This is a genomic window from Paenibacillus sp. ICGEB2008, assembly GCF_000307675.1.
GTDB lineage: Bacteria > Bacillota > Bacilli > Paenibacillales > Paenibacillaceae > Paenibacillus > Paenibacillus polymyxa.
The window spans coordinates 748,892-765,526 of record NZ_AMQU01000007.1 but is presented as its reverse complement, the minus strand read 5'-3'; the positions used below and the strand labels follow the sequence as shown (position 1 = coordinate 765,526).

The following is a 16,635-nucleotide window of genomic DNA, read 5'->3' as shown; positions in this document are numbered from 1 at the left end:
TTTATATTTCATCAGGACATCATTTTTGAGTTAATTACCATGCATTTCGTTCTTTCAGGGAAGTAATATGAGCTGTGTGATGTTTGCCATGCCAGGCATAGATGCCAATGTTTCGTTCCAGACGGATCGTCTGGCCCGATTCAGGATGAATAAATGTTCGGTGTAGCTGATCTTCTCCTAACGAACGCAACATAGTCACCCACCGTTCATGAAGTCCTTCCAGCAATTGCAACGAAGGTTCCAGAGGAAGCTCTCTAGCGTCTGGTATTTCAGCCCAACGCCTCTCATCATAGGGTTTGATTGTCGGTGTATCCTCGGTCAGCGCCAGCTTAAAACGGATATAACTGTTCATATGGCTGTCTGCCAAATGATGAACAACCTGTCGAATTGTCCATCCTCCTTCGCGATAAGGCGTATTTAGCTGTTGCTCATTCAGTCCTTCGACCGCCTGACGCAGTTGTCCAGGCAATTCAGCAATGTCGTCGATCCATGTGATCAGCTGTTCTTCTGTAATGGTATCTGGAACCACGAACGGTCCAATCGGGTAGCGCAAGTCTTTGTCCAAAACAATTCCCGCCCTTCTCTATATCTGAATGTCTGCAATGCCTATAGCCTTATGTTAGTACTATGCAGGAAAAAAAGCAGACCCGCAAGAGTCTGCTTTTGTCATGCACGTACAGAGGAAATACACTCGCCTAATTTATTTTTATCCTTCCAGCAACAATGATTCGGGATCTTCCAGCAATTCTTTGACCGTTACCAGGAACCGGACCGCCTCGCTGCCATCAATAATACGGTGGTCATAGGACAAGGCGATATACATCATTGGACGATTTTCCATGCGTTCCTCGTCGATGGCAATCGGGCGAAGTTGGATTTTATGCATTCCCAAAATACCCACTTGCGGTGTATTCAGAATTGGCGTAGACAGCAGGGAACCGAAAATACCTCCATTGGTTATAGTAAAGGTTCCTCCTTGCAAGTCTGCCAGAGAAAGTGAATTGGAACGAGCTTTGCTAGCCAAATCGGCAATGCTCTTCTCAATTTCAGCAAAACCAAGACGATCCGCATCCCGGACAACGGGAACGACCAAACCTTCCTTAGCAGATACAGCAATCCCAATATCATAGTATTTTTTCAGTACGATATCATCGCCATTGATTTCTGCATTCACAGTAGGGAAGCGCTTGAGCGCGCCAACCACTGCCTTCGTAAAGAAGGACATAAAACCCAACCCTACATCGTGTTTCTCCTTAAACTTATCTTTACGGCGTTTACGCACATCAAGAATAGCGGTCATATCCACTTCATTAAAAGTAGTAAGCATGGCGGCTGTTTGCTGTGCTTCAACAAGACGCTTGGCAATCGTCGCTCTCCGACGGGACATCCGCTGCCGCTCCACAGGCTTGCTGTACTCTGTTTGAGCTGGAGACGGTGACACAGGCTTGCTGGCAACGGGAGGCGCAGGTACAGATGCTGTACGTGATACTTCAGCACCATTATGCGTTTTTACGTCCTCCTGGAACACACGTCCAAGCGGGTCCTTTCCCTGTACCTGCTCCAGATTAATCCCGCGCTCACGCGCCAGCTTCCGAGCGGATGGTGATGCCGTCTGACCATTTCCGTCACTATTGGAGGGAACTGGCGGCGCAGACTTTTCTACTGCCTTACCGCTGCTTTCTACGGAAGTTGGTGAAGTTGCTACGGACGGCGCTTCAGGCGCTTGGGTCGCTGCGGCTTCTCCGGCACCGGTTGCTTCCGCGCCACTGCCGCTTCCGATCAAGCCAACAGCTTCACCGATAACCACAGTATCCCCCTCCTGACGAAGGATTTTCTGAACCACACCTGCTTCTTCCGCACTAATTTCCAGATTAACCTTATCCGTTTCCAGCTCCAGTAGAACATCTCCCTGTCCTACGGAATCTCCTTCCTTCACAAGCCATTTGGAGATTGTCCCTTCCGTGATGGATTCTCCCATTGCTGGCACTATAATGTCGCTCACAGCCGCTACCTCCCCAGTGTAATATTGTTTTTGGAATCCTGCTTCAACGCCGATTGAATAATTCGCTGTTGTTCTAGGCTGTGTACTTGCTGATAACCACTCGCCGGGCTGGAACGATCCGGTCTGCCTGCGTAGCGAATTTCCGCTCCCTGTGGCACAACCTCTCGCAGACGAGGCTCCATATAACTCCAGGCTCCCATATTTTTAGGTTCTTCCTGAGCCCATACGAACTCCTTCACATGTGGGAAGCGATTGAAAATATTCCGAATTTCCTCTGCCGGGAAAGGATAGAGCTGCTCCACACGAATAATATGCAAGTGCTCTTCTGCCTCATTCCCGTTCTTATCTTTCTCCAACGCTTCCTCCAGATCAATGGCAATCTTGCCACTGCACAATACAATGCGCTCTACCCGATCTGGACGCGATCCCAGACCAGGTTGCTCCAACACAGGACGGAATGTTCCCTCACTGAATTCAGAAGCAGGCGAAGCAACACGATTGTTGCGAATCAGGCTCTTCGGCGACATCATCACCAGCGGGCGAGCTTCCTCACTTTCGCTTAATGCAGCCTGACGGCGCAGCAGATGAAAATACTGTGAGGCGCTACTCAAATTGGCGACAGTCCAGTTATTTTGTGCAGACAGCTGGAGGAAACGCTCCAGACGTGCACTCGTATGCTCAGGTCCTTGTCCTTCGCTACCATGCGGCAACAGCATCACCAGACTGGATTTCTGTCTCCATTTGGCACGGCCAGCGGAAATGAATTGGTCGAAAATAACCTGCGCACAGTTGGCAAAATCGCCAAATTGCGCTTCCCAAATGACCAACGTTTCGGGAGAAAACACGTTATAGCCATACTCGAAGCCGAGGACTGACGCCTCAGACAATGGACTGTTATGAATACTGAACGAAGCACGCGCTTCCGGCAATGTATGCAGCGGGCAATGGGTACGCCCGGTTTCGGGCTCATGCAGCACAAGGTTACGGTGAGCAAAAGTAGCACGCTCCGCATCCTGACCTGTCATACGAATAGGCTTGCCGTCTGCTAGAATGGTGGCCAAAGCCAGCGTCTCCGCCAAGCTCCAATCTACCTTTTCACCCTCGTTCAGAGCTGTTTTTCTACGTTGTAAAATTCGTTCCAGCTTCGGATATACATGAAAAGCCTGTGGCCATTTGAGCAGGTTCTCATTGATTTGGCGCAGCTTTTTCAGTTCAACCGCAGTACGGACCGGAGAGCTCTGATTTTTTTTCCCCTTCACAGCTGTAAATTCAGGTTCCTCTTCTGGTTGATTTTTCACATGCTCATGCGCTTCCTTCAGTCGGTTTTGCACCTTCTCAATCAGAGCAGTACTAAATGCTTCATCAACTATGCCCTGCTTCATCAGCTTTTGAGCATACAATTTGCTAACCGTCGGATGATTCTTCACCTTACGATACACTAGTGGTTGTGTTGTTTCTGGATCATCGGATTCATTGTGACCATAACGACGGTAACCAATCAGATCAATCAGAAAATCCTTCTTGAAACGATTGCGGTATTCGCCAGCCATACGAGCCGCTGCAATACAAGCCTCGGGATTATCCGCGTTCACGTGTACAATCGGAATTTCGTAGCCCTTAGCCAGATCGCTAGCATAACGGGTCGAACGTGAATCAACACTCTCTGTCGTAAAACCCAGACGATTGTTCACAATAATATGCACTGTACCGCCATTACGGAAGCCGCGCAAATTGGTGAAATTGAGTGATTCGGCTACGATACCTTCACCCGGAAACGCCGCATCACCGTGCATAATAATGGTAGCTGCCTTGCTGACATCCAACTTCGGATAGCCTGCTTCACTGCGGTCTTCCTGCGCCGCGCGCGAAAAGCCTTGGACAACCGGATTGACATATTCTAGGTGACTTGGGTTGTTCGCCAACGTTAGACGGGCTTGCACGGCTTCCCCATCTTTTACAAAACGGTCTGCGCCCAGATGATATTTTACATCCCCAGTCCAGCCGTAATTAATTCCCGTGGAACCTTCCGACGGAATCAGATCCTTATTCGGTGAATGATGAAATTCAGAGAAAATTTTGCTGTAAGGCTTGCCCAGCACATGTGCCAATACATTCAGACGGCCGCGATGCGCCATCCCCATCAGGACATGACTTGCTCCTGCATTTGTGGTTAGACGAATAATCTCGTCGAGTACAGGGACAAGCACATCATTACCCTCGATGGAAAAACGCTTCTGTCCGACGAATGTTTTATGCAAGAACTCTTCGAACTGTTCTACTTCTACCAATCTGCCTAGCAATGACTTGCGTTCCTGTGTAGTGAGCGGCTTGGAGGACCAACCGGATTCAGCATAGCTATTCAACCAGCTACGTTCCTCCTCGTTATGAATATGACTAAATTCATAGGCGATCGGTCCTGTGTACGCTACACGTAGCCGTTGAATGGCTTCCCACCCGTTCAGTGTTCCCGCAGGAGCGTTATCCCATATTAAAGAGGCTGGAAAAGCCTTCAGGTCTTGTTCAGTTAAACCGTAAGATGCTGGATCAAGCAAACGTGTATCCTGCTCTGCATCCAATCCCAGTGGGTCAATTTGGGCGGCCAAATGTCCGTATTCACGGATATTCCACACCATTTTGCCCGCTGTAACCGCTTTCTGTAATATGTTTGAATCAAGGTGCCCCAGAGCACTTGTAGGGGGGCCTTGCAACTTGTTGTCTATCATGGAAGCAGCCGAATATTCGGATTGTGGCGGCTCGCCCCATTGATCAAACAGCTCGCGGTAAGCCGGATCAACTGTTCCGGGGTCCGCTACATACTTTTCATACTGGTCCTGCACATAACCTAGATTAGGTCCGTAATACGTCTGCCAAGGTACCTGTCTGCTGCTCTCTTCCATTGTCATCTCGTTCCCTCCGTCAAATTTTGAAATTCATAGCTGGACGGAAATCATTTTCATTTTGATGTTTTGTTAAATCTTTAATTTGAGTAATTCACACTATGTTCACATTATATGAAATCCATCATCAAAAGTCGAATTTCACAGTGCTTATTTCTCTTCCATTGTATAAAGTTTTCTAGCTATGAGCATTTCCTTTTTCTCAACATATCCATGCGTAAATGAGATGAATCGGGTTGTTCTGTAATTCTGCAGCCTTGATCATTTAAAGATTAGAATGTGGTATAAAAGGATATCCTAATCAAAAAAAGTTAACAACGCTTTCAGAACATACAACTTATCCGTAAGGCTTGTTATCGGTAATATGGGCAAAACCACAATGGAGATGATATTTAATTTCAGGAATCAAACACTTGGCAACTTAAATAACCAGCCACCGGATATCAACCGACGGCTGGTTATTTAAGTTATGTTGCTCTCATACTACGCCAAACGTTAAAAACAACTTTCCAGTCCAACCCACTATGATTATCGTTGACAGCAAAATTAAAAATGGTAGATGGCCGTTACGATGCAAATTCAAACTTAAAGTGACATTAAAGTCACTTTTCTGTACAATTTTCCTACTTTTCACTATTATTTTACTTAGGCATCTAAAAACCGCTTTGAAAGCGAAAGGGATGGAACTGTGACTGGACTAAAACAAATACTCAGAAACAAGAATTATGTCAGGTTTTTTCTGGCAACCTTCGCCTCACAAATGGGGGGAATTATCGGGGTTACTGCATTCATGTTTTATTTGTTGAAACGGTTTACAAATCAGCCTTACTATGCAACACTTGCCGAGTTAATGTATTCGCTCCCGATGCTGGTAGTATTTCTCGTGGTTGGAGTGCTGGCAGATCGGATGGACAGACAAAAAATTGCTGTTAATTGTGACTGGATTAGCGCTTTTTTATCTTTATGCTTACTTATTTTTATTTGGGTCGATTCGATTCCTTTGGTATTTGCCCTTCTCTTCATCCGTAGTGCTGCCTCCAAATTTTTCTTCCCAGCCGAAAGTGCCATTATACAGGGGATATTAAACGAAGAAGATTACACCATTGCCGCAGGCCTCAATCAAATGATGGGGAGTCTTTTCATGTTATTTGGAGGAACTTTGGGGGCCGTCGTCTACTGGCACCTTGGAATTACTGGAGCCATCCTCATTGATGCTGTTTCTTTTATTGTCTCTGCACTGCTTATTCGTTCCTGCAAAATTCCCAAGGAAGTACGCCTTCCGAACGGGGCACATCAATTTAAACAATTAAAATTCAAACTGGTCATGATCGATTTTAAACAAGGGTTTCTTTACATATTACGCAACAGACTATTGCTTTGGTTGGTTTCAGGCTTTTTTATGTTCGGTATTTTAAATGGTGGCTTTAGCGTTTTACCGATGTTTATTCTTAAATATAAGCTAGCTCCAGGTAACTATGAGCAGTATATGGTTTGGACAGGTATTATTTTTGGGGCTGGTGTGTTGCTTGGTACCCTAATCGCTTCGCTCATTTCCGCCAAGCTAAAGCTACACCAAATGATTGCAGCCGGAGTTCTGGTTGCCGGAATAGGTATGTGCATACTTGGATTTGTTAATCACCTCTATGCTTTTCTGATTATCAATTTTGTCATTGCACTGATCCTTCCATTCATTAACATCGGCATAGGAGGATGGCTGCCTCGTATTGTAGATCCTCAAATGATGGGACGTGTGCAAGGTTTGATTAATCCGTTAATGATGCTGTCCCAGTCACTTACATTAGGTTTCATTGCTGTAAGCTTTCCTTCATTTATTTCAATTGAGCTTTTGTTTTTATTAGTAGGGGTCTGTACCGTTATGGTAGGCATATATTACACTATTGTGCTTCCCCGTTATGCTGATTACAGCACTTCTTCTAAGACCCTTCAGGAATCTCTATAGGTAAATTAAAAAATCATAAATGGCAGCATTGAGAGATTGTTGATTTGCCACTTTTGCTTCCGAATCCCGTGCAGAAGTGGCTTCATCCTATCTCCCCTCAATACTTCACAAGTACATACATTTGTTGTCTACGACTATCTCGTCAAAACCCAGTAGAGACAAAGACTGATAGAGTATGTAATATACAAAAAAATGCCCGGCAGGCGCACTATCCGCACCTGCAGGACATTTGGATTATAATCGGAGTAGCGGGATTCGAACCCACGACCTCACCCACCCCAAGGGTGCGCGCTACCTAGCTGCGCTATACCCCGATGAACCAGTGTATGTAAACCGTTGCTGTTATTTACCATTATAATCTGGTCATAAAAGCCTGTAAAGGCATAATTTAGTCTGAGTGACGCAAAAAGTATAGACTAAAATCTGAGATCACAGGAGCTAACCATGCAGAGCAAAAAAATAATCATTTCCGCAGCATTATTACTTTTTTTAGTACAATTAAGCAATCCTATGTGCTATACCTTTGCACAGGATGAACTTGTCATAGATCAAAAAACGAAAGAGAGACTAGCAGAGCAATATGGCTTGGAAGAACCTCAGCCACCTACATCTGAGCAACAGCAAAAAATATTATTCGGAGCTGATTGGGGATTTAGTTTTCCTGTTAGTGCTGTTGTGCAGGACTTAATTAGCTTAACTCACGACCCACTTATATTTATTAGTCATCAATTGATTCATTCGCTAAAATCATAAGCCTTTTTTCATATATGGAAAATTCAATAATGTAAAACATTAGGATCATTTTTTTGTAGCAAGTTGCCTGCTGCCTGGAGTCATTTCATCCTTTTTTAAGAAGGTTTAATTCAATGGGCCCTACCATATAACCACAGCAGTTCATCGAATAAAAATGTCAGTCCATCCTTCGCGCGTAAGCGTTCGATAATCTCCGTGACAACTTGCATAACTTCCCCTTGTACACCCTCTGCCAGTTGCAAGCCTCCGCTCTCTCCATCCAGGTAAAGATGCGTATGATATGACTGCTCCACCTTCTTCACATGGCGCAAACACAGTATGCCATTTTCGAGGTAAAAGAAATATTGACAGTCATAAAGAACTCCTTCAAATATCTCATACATATGAGGGTAATCATACGGCCCCTGTACCATGGATACCCGCTCCAATTCTATTACCGATTCTGTCATACATCCTCGCTCCATTCCTTTGTTCAAAGTTTCTTATTTGCCAATAAGCTTTCTTTTACAGGTAGTTTTTCAAACTAGGCTGTTGAACGATAATTAATTGCTAATTGCAAAACCTTTTGATACGATAGGCATATTACTACAACGTTCACAAATAACATTTCAACAAACTAAATGCACATTACAGTGTTACTTTTGTTGTTTTCAGAATACATCCAACAGTGTTTATTGTCAATACTTTGATGTTTCTTTTTAACACTATAGAATGCATTAAGCTGGAGGAAAATATGATAAAGATTCATCTTTCCCGTATTATGGGTGAAAAACGGATAAATATTGCCGAGCTTTCCCGCATGACTGGATTACATAGAAACGGAATCACCAAACTTTACAACGAAGAAACAGACGGTGTGAAATTTGATACGCTGGATAAAATCTGTAAAGCTCTAGATTGCCATGTTCAAGATGTTATCGAGTATGTAGAGGATGATACAAATTAGTAAAATGGCACTTCTCTTGTTATGAGAAACTGTTTCAGTTAGGTTTAGAACCCATGGCGTACTCCCTGGTGAACTGATCGAATACTTGCCAGAAGACGACGAAGAGAGCCGTTAACATGTTAAGGGCTCTCTGTTTTTTGTATAATATTTAAAGTACTTTTTTACCGATCTTCCCACTCAATTAGATTTCACACCGTAATCCCTTTCTATAAGGTAATTTTAAATATATTTTTCCCACGTATGATAAATGTCCAATAAAGGATTAGGATTACGATCACCGTCTAAAACTCGATACATTTTATTCGTTAAGATCATGATCACATCCATATCTATTTCCTTAGACAAACCAGTGATAACAGGACGATTTACGCTAAAATAAGACTTTGGTTCCTGAATGATCCGCTTCTAACTCCAAAGCACTTTCACTTTGAATCTGTACATTCCCTAGATACCATTCCCAAATATCTATGTGCAAAAAGGTGGTTGCATTAATTTATATTCCATTTCAAAATCCCTTCTTGCTTTGCTATCTTAATTCGAAGAAAAATTCACGGTGACACCACCTGATACTAAGATCGTTAAAAGATCCATAAAATATTGCTGTGGTGAAAATCCATAACTTCTTTCTTCTTGATCCCATTCTTCCTCGAATCTTTCCAAGAAATAATGTGCGTTTTTCCAATGGATCGTGAACGGTCCTACTGCCCCAAAACCTCCACAAAGACAGTCCGATATACTGTCCAAGCTAAATCCAAAGTACCCTCCGGGCCCATTAATCGCTTCACCAAGTGCTATAAAAAATGTTGTAAAATCAAATATGTGTTCCCCGTCTAAGGTGTAGACTTCTCCTCGTTTATCCGGTCTGGCAAAATGATTAGATGCAGAATGTATTCTAGTCACGTTTAGCCATCCAGACCGTTCTTCGTTAGAAAAGCCTTGCCATATATTATTTTCAAGCGACTGAGAGCACTTTAAGAACTCCCATAATCTTAATTCAACAGGAGAGGGTTTCGTTTCAAGTATACCGGTTAGTTCCAGATTGAAGTTTCCTTTATTGTAATTTAGTTTATGGATTATAAAGGATTCAGGTAAATGATAATGATAGCTTCCAATCCCTTTTTCTTCATCATCTAAAATGACAATGTACAAGTTGGATACAGATTGTTTTGTCTTTGCTATGTTTCTTATGAATTCCTCATTAAAGACAAATTGTTCAAAAATGACCTTTTCATACGTTTCGACCATAATATCACCCGTTAGCCCAACCACATCTTGACAATAACCAACTGTAAGCCCACTTTCATCATCCATGACAGCAAATCTCTGCCTCATTTTGTATCATATCTCCTCACAATATTTTTAAGGAATGTAGCATTTAAGGTATCATTTTTAGCTTCCTAGGTAGAATAATCAATTATTTTGAAGCCGATAAGGTTTAAAGTCATCTATACTTTTTATTTTTTTTAGATCTTCTGCAGGTATTGCAAAATAAATTTTCTCCTTCTCGGACTTAAATGTTAACGAAGCATCATACTTCTTTTCAACAATCCACTGCTTTATTTCCAACATCTCTTGCAGATAATGAATGGTTGAGAAGTTACCTTTAATAAGAATTGTAGCGTTTGATGAGAATGCTCGGCTAACAGTAGAATAGCTTGGGATTTCATCGCGGTATATTATAGTATGACTTCCAAGACTATATATATCTACTATCACTTCTGCATCTGATCCTGTAACTTCCTTTACTGTTTTGGTCACGGCTGTTTTTACCTCATCCATCCAAATAGAACAGGCATAGTTATCCATCATTTGCCCATAATAGTCTTCATCCACCAAAAAAGAAATCCCTGAGCCAGAGATCACATTAGCTATAAATTTATCATTCTTAAGGTCATAATCTACTGAGTCAATTTTCCAGTGCATAGTGTACATTTTATGTAGGTAGTCAGCTACGTCACTCCGGAATTGGACTCTTTTTATCGGACTTCCTGTAGTAATTGAAACAAATATGTATAAAATTACAATAATTAATATTAACCAAAACCCTTTTTTTAGCACTCGTTACCCCTCCTTTTAATAAATACCATGTTGGTAATCTGAGTAGAATACGAAAATTCTACTCAGATTACCAATTATTTAATAATATAATTCTTACTTATGGAGAACACTGTTAAAGATCAATAGCCCCTGGTAAATCTGTTCTTTCCAATAATATATTAATTCGATACATATTAAATTGAGCAAAGTTTATTTTGCTATTTAACCAGCCCATGCGTGAATATGAATCATAGGAATCATGTAATTGTTTATTATACTCACTTATTGTAAAAGCATTGTTATAAAAGGTACTTTTAAATTCCTTAGCAGCATTATTGGGAATTTGGTCTCCTGTTGTCTCATCGCTCCAAATACCATCAAAAAATCTAGATGCACTAGTTCCGTTGTACAACTTACCTAGTGAAAGTATTTGTACTGTCATGTCAAGGCAACTTGATCCTATAAATGCATATCCGCTATTCTTGCCACTAAAGGGATAATCTTTCGCTAGGGATGCGGCCTTTTCAGAGCTTTTGCTAAAATCCCCCTTTATATAGGTGGATTTTGTATAACCTGATTTAGCAAACCCGGCCAATTTATTGTTTTCCAGTCCCCATTTATTTAAATTTTCCAAGCTTTTTAAAGCTTTAGAATCTTTGATCTGCTCATACTGTACATTTTTATCTCCCCAATAAAAATAAGACCAAATTTTATTTTTATCCTGAATCAATGCTGAAGTATGCCCCAATCCAACTGCAAGATCAGGATTTGTAATAATAATCGCATCATGCCCATTTGGGTCAACATAGCTCAACGGATTATTTTTCACATACGTATATAAGTTCAAACTCAATGTATCATTAATCTCGCCCTCATACGTATCCTCATTAATAAATCTTCCACTATCAGGATCATACCATCTGGCACGAAGGTATTGTAATTCCGTTGTATCATCCCATAATTCGCCTGAATACCGGAATGGGTTGTGAACTTTTTCTTCCTTGACCTCTTCATTGCCCCAGATATCATATTGATATTGATTCAGCAAGGATCCGGAGGAATCCCTGATTTCAATAATATCTCCGTGACCATTATAGACAGGATAGGCTTCCGTTTGATCCGCATAGGCTATAGCGTCTAATTTTAGCCCTCGAATATAATTAGCTTTTAAAACAGGCTTTCCATTTTCAATCGTAGCTTCTGCTATGATTTGGGCGCTGTTTCCATCGTAGTAGTATCGGGTATGAACGCCATCCTGTACACGGTCTGTCAGCAACCCATCACCATTGTATCGGTACTCTACAAGTTTTCCGTCAACCTTGACTTGAGTCAATCGGTTCTGATCGTCAAAACTGTTCTCACGCGGTTTGGTATGTGGAGTTCTCTCCGTTTCCATCGTAAGACGGTTCCCTCTGGCATCATACGAATAAGCATCCTGATTTTCGGTGGAGGTAGCAATCCGATTCAGCTTATCATACGTAAATAAATCCTCTATACCATTTTGAGTACGTTTCGTAATATTCTTACCTGGATCGTAGCTATATTGAAAGCTGTTCGTTTCCGCATCAGATCGTGTGTGCTTTAATTCAACTAACTCAATCCCGTTATATTTGTTTTGCTGGCGATAATTATTTGCAGATACTGTTGAATCCAGTAATCCATTTTTGGTGTAGGAATATTCCGAAATAGGCTTATCTTTTGTGATGCCTACGGTCTTCAATCTGTTCAATTGATCATACGTATAGTTTACTTGCTCGCCAAATGGTCCTGTCATTTCGGTTCGATTTCCATTAGCATCATACTGATTAGAAAGCTTTAGACCATCCGGGTAAGACAAGGTGTTTAGTTGCTCCGTATATGGATCATACGCATAGGATGTTGTACCCGTCTGATCTGTCATACTTAAGCGTTTGCCCGCAGCATCGTATACATAGCTGACCGTTTCATCTTTTCCTACACGCGACTTTAATCGATTACGGCTATCATATTCAAATGAAGTGACGTTCCCATTGCGGTCTGTTTTCTTGGATAAGTTCCCATTGGTATCAAAATAACGCTTCTCAACCTGGTTTTCCTCATCTTTAGTTTGAATTACTCTACCCAGTTCATCATACGCCTTCACCTTGGCATGACCATCCGGATACGTAATTTGAGTGAGATTACCTAGCATGTTGTAAGTATACTTCGTCGTCTCACCGTTTGGCTCCGTCACAGATGTTTGATTACCCAAGGCATTATAAGAAAATTGAGTCTCATTACCATTGGCATCGGTTTGTTTTAAAATCTGGTCGTTTACAGCATCATACTCTACTTTGGAAGTTATTTTTTCAATACCGTCCATTGCCGATTTTTCTTTGTTTTGCACCAGACGATTCCATTTATCGTAGATTTGAATTTGTTCATTAAGCTCGCCATCTCGTTGAGTTACTTGACGAAGAGCATCATTATACTCGACTACTGCTTGTGATCCGTCCGCGTAGGCTGTTGACGTTGTCCGGCTCCAAGCGTCATAGCCATAACGCGTCAGGTGCCCAAGCGCATCTTCACTGGATACTAATCTGCCGTTAGCGTCATAAGCTGATTTAGACTTGATCACATAATCGTTACCTTCATACAGGCCTGACTCGATATTCCAACCCAAAGCATTGTAACGTGTTTTTGTTCGTATGCCCAGCTCATTCGTAACCGTTACGGTGTTCTCAAGATCATCGTAGGCTGCTCGAATGCTTTTACCATCCGGATAAGTTACAGCTTTTACGCGATCAAGATCATCATATTGATACTCAGTTTTCTGACCTTTCCCATCCAGCGAGGAAGTGATTAAACCAGTTGATTTATCATACTCTGACTGAATGGTTACCGTAGATTTTTCTCCATCAATATTTGTAACCTCAACACTTTGTTTCGTAGGAAAAGCATGATCATAGCCACTGCTGTATTCCGTGGTTGTAGTCACGGACTTGTTACCGTTGGCAATCGTCTGAATCGTTGTATTTCCGTAAGCATCAATACCTGAATAATTTACTTTTTGTAGTAGTTCTCCCCCAGAATGATCCTTTGAGACGACGACCTGTGTTACTTTCCCTTGTGGGTTTCGAGTGTACTCTGTAACTCCAGTGCTATTAGAATCAATCGGTTCTGTAACGGTTTTAATCCTATGCTTGTCGTCATACGTATACGCAGTTTGTGAACCTTTTTCATCCACTGAGCTTGTCATATTACCGTAATCATCATATTCAGCAGCAGTTGTCAAAACGTCTCCATTTTGATTATTGCTGGACGAGGTGCGGGTTGGAACAGGTACCGTATAAGCTTTGCCTGTCACCTGCTTGCCGTATTGATAAGCTGTACTCTTTTCAGAATCCCCTGCTTTAACCACAGATTGATCCAAGTAATACTGTGGTGGCGTTTCTGCACTAATAAACTTTTTAGTATAATTGAAGGTCGAACGAACTAATCCATTGTCTGTTACAGTAGAGAACGAAGTATCTTTTACATAGCTCTCACCCATATCGGAATTATAATGAATCGTTTCCCGATTATAGTTTTCGGTTTGATTGTTTTCATATGTGATTTGATCTACACGTGAGACTGCTCTATATGCTTCGTTTACCGAATTGGAGCCAATATAGCGTTTTACTGGCTGGTCTTCATAAGTATATAAAGTGGAAGCTCCAGTAGGATGAAATACCTTGGTTAACAAAGCGTATGGATTAGAGATTTGTCTCTCTGGATGTGACGCGCTCAAATTAAACTTGGCCGGTGCTAATGTATAGGAATATGTCGTTTTTCTGCCTGCGGCATCTGTCACTGAATCCAGTAATTCAACACCTTGTTCTGTATGTTTATGATAGACAACTGTGCGGTTTCCTTTAAACAAAGTAACATCTGTAGCCGTATATTGAATATCAATCGAGTTGCCGATCGCATCTTCTACCTTACTAAGCAATTTGCGTTTATAAGTAGCATTGAGTTCATAATTGAACTTTATCGTGTTATGATATGCATCTTCAATTTGTAGCAACTGCCCGTCTTTGGAGAAATATTGTTTTTTCGTTCCATCAACAGAAGTTAATACATTTGATGAATTTTCTCCATTAACTGTTACTGAAGTATCAGGAGTGAAGCTCAGTCCTTTCCAGTCGTAACTTTTTAGCTGGTCGCCCTCAATTTCATAGCTGCCACCATCCCCCAAGTGTATGTACTGCTTACTCTCCTTGGTTTCTACATAAGGTAAATTCCATGACCACCCCTTGCCAAGAGGGCTCAATTGATCTTCCATGGCAGGATAAGTACGGTTTTGAAAAATAAATGAAGGTTGATAGGCTACAATCTCAGCAAAAACGGTAGCATCCGCATCTGCTGCAATATAATATTTATTCCCATCGTCACCCGGAATTTCAGCCTGAGGATTGCTGTTGATTAAATCCCTATAATGCTCAGCCTCAGCAATCGTTGCGAACAGGGCTGTCTGTCGACGAACAGCCGTTTCGAGCCCCTCTGAAACAATCGTTTCAATTTGCGGTGAGCCTTCCATGGTAAAGGCTGTTCTTGTTCTTCCGCCTTTTCCATTACTAGTCCACTCGCTATAACCAATATCGCTTGTATAACCGGGCTTAGTAACGGTTCCGCTATAATCTTGCCTCCATTCTCGGGTATCATACCCTGGTTTTGAAACAGATCCTTTGTAATATTTAGTCCCTGATACATAGCATATAGAATTTGCTCTAGAACTATCATAACTTGGGCAAGTCGAAGAATAATAAGTATTGTAGGCATAAAGTGTCCCACTAAATCCATTAGCAGAAGAGTAAGACATTGAATTACCACAGTTTGTAATACTACTACCAGAATAGTACCCTTGTGAGTTGTAAGATCCCATACCAAAAAAACTACACGAATCAACTGCACCCATAGAAACAGGCTGAGATTCGCTCCCAGAAATAACATAAGGTGAACCACTTTGAGAAAGAGTCCCTTTAAATCCATGATGATCATATTTTATGGAACTAACAAAATCGCTTCTGGATTTACTTCTTCTATAATCTGTTTCTGTTCTGGATTCCGAAGGTGTAGTATAGGTTATTTTTTGTCCCGCCGCTTGACTAGCAGCCTCATAAGTTGTGTATGTGCCTATAACTTTTGTTTCCGGCTGAAGATTATAGGTATTCACATCAACATTACCATCACCGTCTGTGTCCTCTTGCATCCATCTTTTCTGCTGATAGGCTACCTTGTACGACTTGGTAACAGGTTTCATCATCGCCTTAAAGTAAACATAATAATTTTGCACAGCAGCACTGTTGTCAACAATTTCAGCGCCTTTGTCAAAAAATTGAGCCCGGTTCGTATCATATTGACGCGTCAAAGAAAAGCCAAGACCATTTCGTCCAGGCAGAGTTAAATCTGTATTTTTCAGCGATAAACTGCCTGATAAAGTGGATATCGATTCTTTATCGTCGCCAACAGAATAAGGTGCTTCATTAAAAGAAGATTTATTGTAAACAGGCGCTTCCTCTCTGATAGGTGGAAGCTGGGGCACATTAGCCATGAGATTTAGTTTCAGAAAATCCGTCTTATATACATCTTCAGTGACTTCGTTCGTAGGAGCAGGATCATCTGTTGGATAAACATCATCTGTAACATTATGAGAAATTAGGTTATCTAATGGAGCATCCGATAGCTTATTATATACGTCACTTGTTACAGTCTGTGACTGGTTTTCCTCTGAAGGAAATAACGAAGCTACTGCCTGCTCGTAGCTTATATGATCCTGTTCAGCCATATATAACGCTGTATAAATTTGATTTAATGAATAACCTTTTCTTAGTTGTTCCGAAAGAAAAGATGATGTGACTCCAAATCGGGCAGCCATTTGATCCGCCGAATATTGCGAACTATCATTTCCTGCACCGAACACATTTGGAGGAACAATGCCGCTAATTGTACTGAAAATAAATGTGATAATCATAATTATTGCTATATGACGTCTTATTGTTCTAAATCGCAAGTTCTTCTCTCCATTCCCGACTTAAAATTG

At 41.6% G+C, this 16,635-nt stretch carries 10 protein-coding genes and 1 tRNA gene; 3 read left to right on the top strand and 8 right to left on the bottom strand.

Annotated elements, in window-relative coordinates; all coding sequences use genetic code 11:
• Nucleotides 1-34: 34 nt before the first annotated feature.
• From C400_RS0108175 to C400_RS0108165, 3 genes are all read right to left on the bottom strand, one after another.
• Complete coding sequence (locus tag C400_RS0108175) at nucleotides 35-565, bottom strand: YfiT family bacillithiol transferase (RefSeq protein WP_017426624.1); 531 nt, start codon at nucleotides 563-565, stop codon at nucleotides 35-37.
• A 141-nt stretch (nucleotides 566-706) separates the two neighbouring features.
• A complete protein-coding gene (gene odhB, locus C400_RS0108170) occupies nucleotides 707-2,002 on the bottom strand; it encodes a 2-oxoglutarate dehydrogenase complex dihydrolipoyllysine-residue succinyltransferase (protein ID WP_017426623.1) in 1,296 nt (431 codons plus the stop codon).
• 5 nt (nucleotides 2,003-2,007) lie between these two features.
• Nucleotides 2,008-4,905: a 2-oxoglutarate dehydrogenase E1 component gene (locus tag C400_RS0108165; RefSeq protein WP_016820587.1), complete on the bottom strand. Its 2,898-nt coding sequence runs from the start codon at nucleotides 4,903-4,905 to the stop codon at nucleotides 2,008-2,010.
• A gap of 682 nt (nucleotides 4,906-5,587) precedes the next feature.
• On the opposite strand from C400_RS0108165, the gene C400_RS0108160 reads away from it, so the two are divergent.
• Complete coding sequence (locus C400_RS0108160) at nucleotides 5,588-6,859, top strand: MFS transporter (RefSeq protein ID WP_016820590.1); 1,272 nt, start codon at nucleotides 5,588-5,590, stop codon at nucleotides 6,857-6,859.
• 240 nt (nucleotides 6,860-7,099) lie between these two features.
• Here the strand turns inward: C400_RS0108160 and C400_RS0108155 are convergent.
• Nucleotides 7,100-7,173 (bottom strand) — tRNA-Pro (locus C400_RS0108155).
• A 130-nt stretch (nucleotides 7,174-7,303) separates the two neighbouring features.
• On the opposite strand from C400_RS0108155, the gene C400_RS0108150 reads away from it, so the two are divergent.
• The gene (locus C400_RS0108150) at nucleotides 7,304-7,612 is read left to right on the top strand and encodes a hypothetical protein (protein ID WP_017426622.1); all 309 of its coding nucleotides are present in this window, start codon (nucleotides 7,304-7,306) and stop codon (nucleotides 7,610-7,612) included.
• A gap of 110 nt (nucleotides 7,613-7,722) precedes the next feature.
• On the opposite strand, the gene C400_RS0108145 is transcribed toward C400_RS0108150, so the two are convergent.
• Entirely contained in the window at nucleotides 7,723-8,061 is a 339-nt protein-coding gene (locus tag C400_RS0108145; RefSeq protein WP_017426621.1) for a hypothetical protein, read from the bottom strand.
• Nucleotides 8,062-8,345: 284 nt separating this feature from the next.
• Here C400_RS0108145 and C400_RS0108140 point away from each other — a divergent pair, with 284 nt between their 5' ends.
• Entirely contained in the window at nucleotides 8,346-8,558 is a 213-nt protein-coding gene (locus C400_RS0108140) for a helix-turn-helix domain-containing protein (RefSeq protein ID WP_016820594.1), read from the top strand.
• A gap of 531 nt (nucleotides 8,559-9,089) precedes the next feature.
• Here the strand turns inward: C400_RS0108140 and C400_RS0108130 are convergent.
• The 3 genes from C400_RS0108130 to C400_RS0108120 all read right to left on the bottom strand — a co-directional run bounded on the left by C400_RS0108130 (nucleotide 9,090) and on the right by C400_RS0108120 (nucleotide 16,566).
• On the bottom strand, nucleotides 9,090-9,890 hold the full coding sequence (locus C400_RS0108130) for a barstar family protein (protein WP_017426620.1): 801 nt from the start codon (nucleotides 9,888-9,890) through the stop codon (nucleotides 9,090-9,092).
• A gap of 78 nt (nucleotides 9,891-9,968) precedes the next feature.
• Entirely contained in the window at nucleotides 9,969-10,616 is a 648-nt protein-coding gene (locus C400_RS0108125) for a hypothetical protein (RefSeq protein WP_017426619.1), read from the bottom strand.
• A 112-nt stretch (nucleotides 10,617-10,728) separates the two neighbouring features.
• The gene (locus C400_RS0108120; protein WP_243208120.1) at nucleotides 10,729-16,566 is read right to left on the bottom strand and encodes an RHS repeat-associated core domain-containing protein; all 5,838 of its coding nucleotides are present in this window, start codon (nucleotides 16,564-16,566) and stop codon (nucleotides 10,729-10,731) included.
• Nucleotides 16,567-16,635 lie beyond the last annotated feature (69 nt).

Bases quoted from the DNA above. Each gene is read 5' to 3' on its own strand.
- C400_RS0108165 (WP_016820587.1), bottom strand. From the start codon at position 4,905: ATGACAATGGAAGAGAGCAGCAGACAGGTACCTTGGCAGACGTATTAC.
- C400_RS0108150 (WP_017426622.1), top strand. From the start codon at position 7,304: ATGCAGAGCAAAAAAATAATCATTTCCGCAGCATTATTACTTTTTTTA.
- C400_RS0108145 (WP_017426621.1), bottom strand. From the start codon at position 8,061: ATGACAGAATCGGTAATAGAATTGGAGCGGGTATCCATGGTACAGGGG.
- C400_RS0108140 (WP_016820594.1), top strand. From the start codon at position 8,346: ATGATAAAGATTCATCTTTCCCGTATTATGGGTGAAAAACGGATAAAT.
- C400_RS0108130 (WP_017426620.1), bottom strand. From the start codon at position 9,890: ATGAGGCAGAGATTTGCTGTCATGGATGATGAAAGTGGGCTTACAGTT.
- C400_RS0108120 (WP_243208120.1), bottom strand. From the start codon at position 16,566: ATGATTATCACATTTATTTTCAGTACAATTAGCGGCATTGTTCCTCCA.